Origin of the sequence: Streptomyces sp. NTH33, from assembly GCF_003236365.1 — a bacterium.
In the GTDB taxonomy this organism is placed as follows: Bacteria; Actinomycetota; Actinomycetes; order Streptomycetales; family Streptomycetaceae; genus Streptomyces.
Map to the genome: position 1 here is coordinate 23,494 of NZ_POTZ01000029.1, position 6,411 is coordinate 29,904.

Genomic DNA, 6,411 nt, shown 5'->3' on the forward strand with positions numbered 1-6,411 from the left:
CGCGTCAGGGCACCGGTCACGACGACCGGTGCCCTCCGCGCCGCCGACCCAGCATCGCCGTCCGCGCGTTCGACGGACAGCGCGACGCCGTCCGGTCCGAGTTCGGTGCCGAGTTTGTGGTCGAGGACGGTGACTTCGGCCTTGCCCTGGCCCTTGCGGACCGACATGGCCTTCGACCGTGGCCAGGACCTGCGGGTTTGCCCAGTCGGTGGCCTGAAGGTCAGCGGAGCGCCAGGTGCGGCGCGGCTTCCCCGGCTGAGCGTCACCGGCCCGCGCAGTCCTCCACCAGGCTGCCGATGAGCGAGAGCAGGGCGTCGGCGCGGTGCCGGTCCTCGCGCTGGGCGCGCAGGGCCTCGTCAACGGCCCGCAGGCGGGCCAGGGCGGCCGGCGTCGACGGCGACCGTGTCCGGGACGATGCCGACGACCGGCGGGAAGAACATCGACCCGCCCTCGGTGGCGATGTCGACGGCGAGACCGGCGGGCTCGCCCAGGGCGGGCACGATCTCGTCGACGATGCGCGCGCCCAGCAGAGCCGCGTAGTCCATGGGCTGATCACCGGACGCGTGGTGCAGGGCGAACCGGGCCAGTGCGGCCTCGTCGGTGAACCCGCAGATCCACCGCACCCCGCCCGAACGCACCGACCACAGACCTCCGTCGGCCACCGGCACCAGAAGGACCGAACGCCGCATCTCGCCGACCAGAGCACGGGGGTCGCCGTCTCCCCTCCTCCGCTCGGCGATGCGCTCGGCGAGCGCCGCCTTCGGCTGCTGCACGGTTCCTCCCCGGGACGTGGACGACTGATGGCACCGTAGAGCAGGACGCGCGTGAAGATGCAGGTGGTTCTCGTAGAGGCACGCCCGGGTCGAATGGGACAGGGGTCGGCCGCTGCTGGACGCGGCGACCGGTCCCTTCACGTCGCTCTCGGTTCGCGACCACCGTGGGCCGGGGAGGGACGACGACGTGGGCTCTGGGCCGTCTCGGCGGCACGGAAGCCTCCCTGAGTGTCTGGAGCAGCATCTGTCCAGCAAGGTGACTCCACCGGATCCAGGGCACATCAGCAGCGGGCTGCCCCCGCCACGGCGGGGGCGGCCTTGCGGGCGCGGTGGCTCACCGGCCGGTTCCGGCGCGGGCACGGCGCCAGGCGCCGTCGGCGAGCAGGCGCAGGCCGTTGAGGCCGACGATGACGGTGGAGCCCTCGTGCCCGGCGACACCGAGCGGCAGCGGCAGGGTGCCGGCCAGGTCCCAGACGACCAGGCCGGTGATGAACACCGCGGCGATGATCAGGTTCTGCACGACCAGGCGGCGGGCTTGGCGCGAGAGGCGTACGACCGTGGGGATGGTGGCCAGTTCGTCGCGGACCACGACGGCGTCGGCGGTCTCCAGGGCGAGGTCGGATCCGGCGCGGCCCATGGCGATGCCGGTGTGGGCTGCGGCGAGCGCGGGGGCGTCGTTGACGCCGTCACCGACCACCAGCACCTTTCGTCCGGCCTGCTCCATCTCCTGCACCGCGGTGACCTTGTCCTGCGGGAGGAGATCCGCGCGGACGTCGGTGATGCCGACCTCGGCGGCGAGCCGGGCTGCCGCGCGGGGGTTGTCGCCGGTGGCCAGCACCGGGACCGTCCCGGTCAGCTCGCCCAGGGCGGCGACGGTGGCGGCGGCCTCCTCGCGCAGCCGGTCGGCGATGCCCAGTACCCCCACCGGGGTGCCGTGGAGGGTGACCAGTACGGCGGTGCGGCCCTCCTGCTCCAGGCCGACGGCGACGGCGGTGGCCGGGTGGCCGGTGAGGTGGTTCAGGATGCGGGTGGGGCTGCCGACCGCGACGGTGCGGCCTTCCGCCTTCGCGCTCACGCCGGCGCCCGGGGTGGAGGCGAAGTCCTCCACCAGCGGGATGTCCAGGTCGCGGATGCGGGCGGCGTCCACGATCGCGCGAGCCAGCGGGTGCTCGCTGGGGTGCTCGGCCGCCGCCGCCGGCCGCAGCAGGTCGTCCTCCGTCAGACCGGAGGAGGCCAGCGGGCGGATGTCGGTGACGCGCGGGGTGCCCTCGGTGAGCGTGCCGGTCTTGTCCAGGGCGACCGCGTCCACCTGCCCGAGGCGTTCCATGACCACGGCCGACTTCACCAGCACGCCGTGGCGTCCGGCGTTGGCGATGGCGGACAGCAGCGGCGGCATGGTGGCCAGCACCACGGCACAGGGCGAGGCGACGATCATGAAGGTCATGGCGCGCAGCAGCGTGGACCGCAGGTCGGCACCGAACAGCAGGGGCAGCACGAACAGCGCCACAGTGGCGGCGACCATGCCCAGGCTGTAGCGCTGTTCGACCTTCTCGATGAACAGCTGGGTGGGGGCCTTGGTCCCGGAGGCTTCCTCGACCATGGCCACGATCCGGGCGATCACCGAGTCCGACGGGTCCCGTTCGACCTTCACCCGCAGCGCCCCGGTGCCGTTCAGGGTGCCGGCGAACACCTCGTCGCCCTCCTGCTTGGCCACCGGGAGAGGTTCGCCGGTGATGGTGGCCTGGTCGACCTCGCTCGCCCCGTCCAGCACCCGGCCGTCGGCGCCGATCCGCTCGCCGGGCCGTACCAGGAGCGTGTCGCCCACGGCGAGCTGCCCGGTCGGCACCCGCTCCTCGGTACCGTCGTCGGCGAGCCGGGTGGCTGCGGCGGGGGCGAGGTCGAGCAGGCCGCGCACGGAGTCGGCGGTGCGGGCGGTGGCGATCGCCTCCAGCGCGCCGGAGGTGGCGAAGATGACGATCAGCAGCGCGCCGTCCAGCACCTGTCCGATCGCCGCCGCCCCGAGCGCGGCGACCACCATCAGCAGATCGACGTCCAGAGTCTTCTCCCGCAGCGCCCGCAGCCCGGCCCAGCCGGGCTCCCAGCCGCCGGTCGCGTAGACGGCCGCGAACAGCGGGCCCCAGGTCCAGGCCGACGCCCCGAGCAGATACAGCGGCAGCGCGATCAGGAACAGCACCAGCGCCGCGGCCGCCCAGCGGGCCTCGGGCAGCGCGAAGATCCGCGTGCGGCGGCGGGGTGCCCCCGCCTCACGGGCGGTGCCGGCTTCAGCCGTTCGGACGAGGGTGGAAGACATGAACAGGTCCTTGCACGGAAGACGACGGACCACGCCCTTCCCGGCCACCCTAACAGGAACGAATGAACATTGATTCATGTGATCATGGGCCGCCGTATCATGGCCGCATGGGTCACGGAGCCGCACCACCTTCCAGCAACGTTCCGCGCGCACGCCTGGACGCGGCCGACGCCGTCAAGGTCGCCACCACCCTGCAGGCCCTGGCCACCCCTTCCCGCCTGCTCATCCTCGCCCGCCTGCGCGAAGGGCCCCTGCCCGCGACCGAGCTGGCCGCCGAGGTCGGCATGGAGCAGTCCGCCTGCTCCCACCAGCTGCGCCTGCTGCGCAACCTCGGCCTCGTCACCGGCACCCGCAAGGGCCGCTCAGTGGTGTACGCCCTCTACGACAACCACGTCGCCGAACTCCTCGACCAGGCCCTCTACCACGTCGAACACCTCCGCCTCGGCCTGAGCGACACGGCGACGCCGGCCGTGGAACCAGAGCTCGAAGCCGCTGCCGATCCGAGCGCCTGAGTCCCTTGGGCACTCCGTCGTCAGGTGCCGGGTGCGGTGCGGGACGGGTGGAGAGAGGGTGGTGCGGCGGCCGGGTGGTCGGACACCGGGTGTGGTGCAGCCGCAGCCCGGCCCGCACGCGCCCCCGACCCGGTCGGCGATCAGTGGCAGCGTCCGGTCCCGCGACCAGGCACAGACGCCTTCCTCACGCACTTCCGAAGGGTCGCGGACCTCTTCCAGCGCCAGGCCCGGCAGCTTCGCCGAGAAGACGAACGCCGACCGGCCCACCGCGTCCTCGCCGTACACCCGGTACCCGGACGCGGTCCGCTCGGCCGGCAACAGCCCGGCAGTCCCATGGAAACGCAGCCCTTCCCCCGGCGGGTGCGCTATTCCGTCTGGTGGGCTTCTGCCAGTGCGCCGCCGCGTCGTACGGCTGCCAGGACGGCGCCGACGGCGGCGAGGAGGGCGAGGGCCCCGTATCCGTAGGTGAGGGTGGCGGCGGTGGCGACCGCGGCGACGAGGAGCGGGCCTCCGGCGTCGCCGAGTTCGCGGCCGAGTTCGGCGGCTCCCATGGTCTGACCCATGCGTTCTTCGGGTGTGCCGGTGGCGAGGGCGGCGAAGCCGAGGGGAGTGATCAGGCCGACGCCGGCACCGATGACGGCAGCGGCGAGAAGCACTCCGACGAGGCCGGGCAGCATGGCGCAGGCGAGGCCGGCGGCGGTGAGGGCCAGGCCGGCGGCAAGGCCGGTGCGGGTGGTCAACCGCCCGTTGTCGAGGGCACGGCCGGCGTAGGGCTGGACGAAGGCGGTGGTGGCCGCGAGGGCGGAGACGGCGGCGCCGGTGGCGATGGCGCCGAGTCCGGCCGCGGCACCGGAGACGGGCAGGAACCCAACGCCGACGGAGAGCGCGGCGGTTGCGGCGGCGAGGGCGGCGGTGGGGCCGAGGAAGACGGGATCGGCCAGCCGGCGGGCGAGATCGAGGACCGTCTGACGCTGCTTGGGCAGTGGGGGCACGGCCGGAACGGCGAGCAGGGACCACAGCGCGACCGCGGCACCGAGTACGGCGAGCACGGTGAAGAGCAGCCGCAGGCCCCCGGCCCAGACCAGCAGCCCGCCGAGGAGGGGGCCGAGGGTGTAGCCGATGGACTTGTGGAAGCCGTAGCTGCCGAAGGCACGGCCGCGCTTGGCCGCAGGGCTGAGCCGTGCGACGAGCGCGGAGGCGGACGGGGAGAAGGCGGAGGCGGCGGCCCCCTGTCCGAGCCGGGCGGCCCAGAGCCAGCCGGCGCTGCCGGCTGTCGCGTACAGCGCGGAGGCGGCGGCGAAGGCGACGAGGCCGCCGACGAGGACGGGTTTGGCGCCGACGCGGTCGGCGAGGGTGCCGAAGACGGGTTTGAGCAGGACCTCGGCGCCGTCGTACAGGGCGAGGAGCCCGCCGAGGACAAGGAGGGAGGTGACGGCGTCGCCGGAGAACCTGCCCAGGTTGGCGGCCACGCCGTGGGCGCCGAAGGCGGTGGTGAACCCGGCCGCGTACAGGGGCCACATCCGGCGCGCGGGAGCTGTCTGGGCGGGGGCGGTGGCGGTCATCGGTGGTCCCCCGGGGTCTTGTGCGGGGCGGCGAAGACGCCCCGGACGGTCAGGTCCCGGTGCCGGCGGCGCAGCCGCTCCAGGGACTGCTTCTCTTCCTCGGGCTCGACGAGGGTGAACTTCGCGCTGCGGATCTCCTTGGCGATCTCGACCTCGTACTTGCCGCTGCCGGCAAGGAAATCGGTCCGGTCCGCTGAGCGGGCGGCATCCTCGGGGCCGCGGCCGAAGGCGTTCGGGGTCATCGCCTGGCCGTCAGCCTGCTCGGTGAGTTCGATTGCCCGGGTGATGCCGTCAGCGCATACCGGCACGTCGGGCGCGACCCGGATGCCCTGACCGAGGGAGAGCACCCCGATCTTCCGCAGCTCGCGCCGGATCGCCATTCGGTGCCGGGACGGCTCGGCGGGCCGTTTGATCACGAGAACGAGCCGGCGGCAGTACGAGCCACTGTTCGACACAGCAAAAACGTAGCAACAGTTACCTCCACCCTGGGCGCCCTGCCGGACCGGATCGGGCGCGCCCGCCCAGCTGATCGCCACCGCCGTGCTCTCCCCCTACGGCAGCTCCACCCCGCTCGCCCTGTGGGTGATCGCGGCGGCCGTGCTGACGCTGATCGCGGTCGGCGTGGCCAAGGAACCCGGCACCGCGGCCTGACGGCCGTCGGGGGCTCCGAGGGCGCCGAGCCGGAGGCCGCCAGGGCCGTCGGAGCGCCTACCGTCTGACCCCTCAACCGCTTCCCCTGGCCCCTGTACGCGTGCGTGCGGAGGTCAGGGGTGCGTTACCGGTGTCGACAAGCGGTGCAGGCGCAGGGCGAGTTGGATTTCCAGGGCGCGGGCGGGGGCCTGCCAGTCGTCGCCGAGCAGACGGCCGACGCGCTCCAGGCGCTGGGCGACGGTGTTCACGTGGACGTGCAGCTCGTCCTTGGTGCGGGCAGGGCTCATGCCGGAGGCGAAGTACGCCTCCAGGGTGCGTATGAGACCGGTGCCGCGGCGCTCGTCGTAGGCGACGACCCGGCCGATGGTGCGGTCGACGAAGCCGGCGATGTCCCGGTCGCCGGCCAGCAGCAGGCCGAGGAAGCCGAAGTCCTCGGCGGCGGCGCCGTCGCCGGTGCGGCCGAGCAGGCTCAGGGCCTCGAGGCAGCGCCGGGACTCCTCGTAGGCGACCGTGACGGTGTCGGGGCGGGCGGTCAGGTTCTCGACGGGGGCGGAGGCGCCGACGGTGACCGCCTCGTTGACCCCGGTGCCGAGGTGGTGGGC

The 6,411-nt window shown here is 73.6% G+C and carries 6 protein-coding genes; 1 reads left to right on the forward strand and 5 read right to left on the reverse strand.

Translation table 11 applies throughout. From position 1 onward, the window contains the following. Positions 1-356: 356 nt before the first annotated feature. Both C1I97_RS05150 and C1I97_RS05155 read right to left on the reverse strand, forming a co-directional pair. The gene (locus C1I97_RS05150) at positions 357-773 is read right to left on the reverse strand and encodes an SseB family protein (protein ID WP_181446575.1); all 417 of its coding nucleotides are present in this window, start codon (positions 771-773) and stop codon (positions 357-359) included. A 334-nt stretch (positions 774-1,107) separates the two neighbouring features. Next, positions 1,108-3,084 carry a heavy metal translocating P-type ATPase gene (locus tag C1I97_RS05155; protein WP_111002036.1) on the reverse strand — a complete coding sequence of 659 codons (1,977 nt, stop codon included), beginning with the start codon at positions 3,082-3,084 and terminating at the stop codon, positions 1,108-1,110. Between the two features lie 107 nt (positions 3,085-3,191). Here C1I97_RS05155 and C1I97_RS05160 point away from each other — a divergent pair, with 107 nt between their 5' ends. Further along, positions 3,192-3,596: an ArsR/SmtB family transcription factor gene (locus C1I97_RS05160; RefSeq protein WP_111002034.1), complete on the forward strand. Its 405-nt coding sequence runs from the start codon at positions 3,192-3,194 to the stop codon at positions 3,594-3,596. A gap of 365 nt (positions 3,597-3,961) precedes the next feature. On the opposite strand, the gene C1I97_RS05170 is transcribed toward C1I97_RS05160, so the two are convergent. From C1I97_RS05170 to C1I97_RS05185, 3 genes are all read right to left on the reverse strand, one after another. Further along, positions 3,962-5,158, reverse strand: coding sequence for an MFS transporter (locus C1I97_RS05170; protein ID WP_258382431.1), 1,197 nt, complete (start codon positions 5,156-5,158; stop codon positions 3,962-3,964). Then, positions 5,155-5,613, reverse strand: a complete 459-nt coding sequence (locus C1I97_RS05175; protein WP_258382432.1) for a Chromate resistance protein ChrB — start codon at positions 5,611-5,613, stop codon at positions 5,155-5,157. The genes C1I97_RS05170 and C1I97_RS05175 overlap by 4 nt, the downstream gene beginning before the upstream one ends. A 309-nt stretch (positions 5,614-5,922) precedes the next feature. Then, the coding region (locus tag C1I97_RS05185) for a PucR family transcriptional regulator (RefSeq protein ID WP_181446576.1) at positions 5,923-6,411 on the reverse strand (489 nt) is incomplete at its 5' end.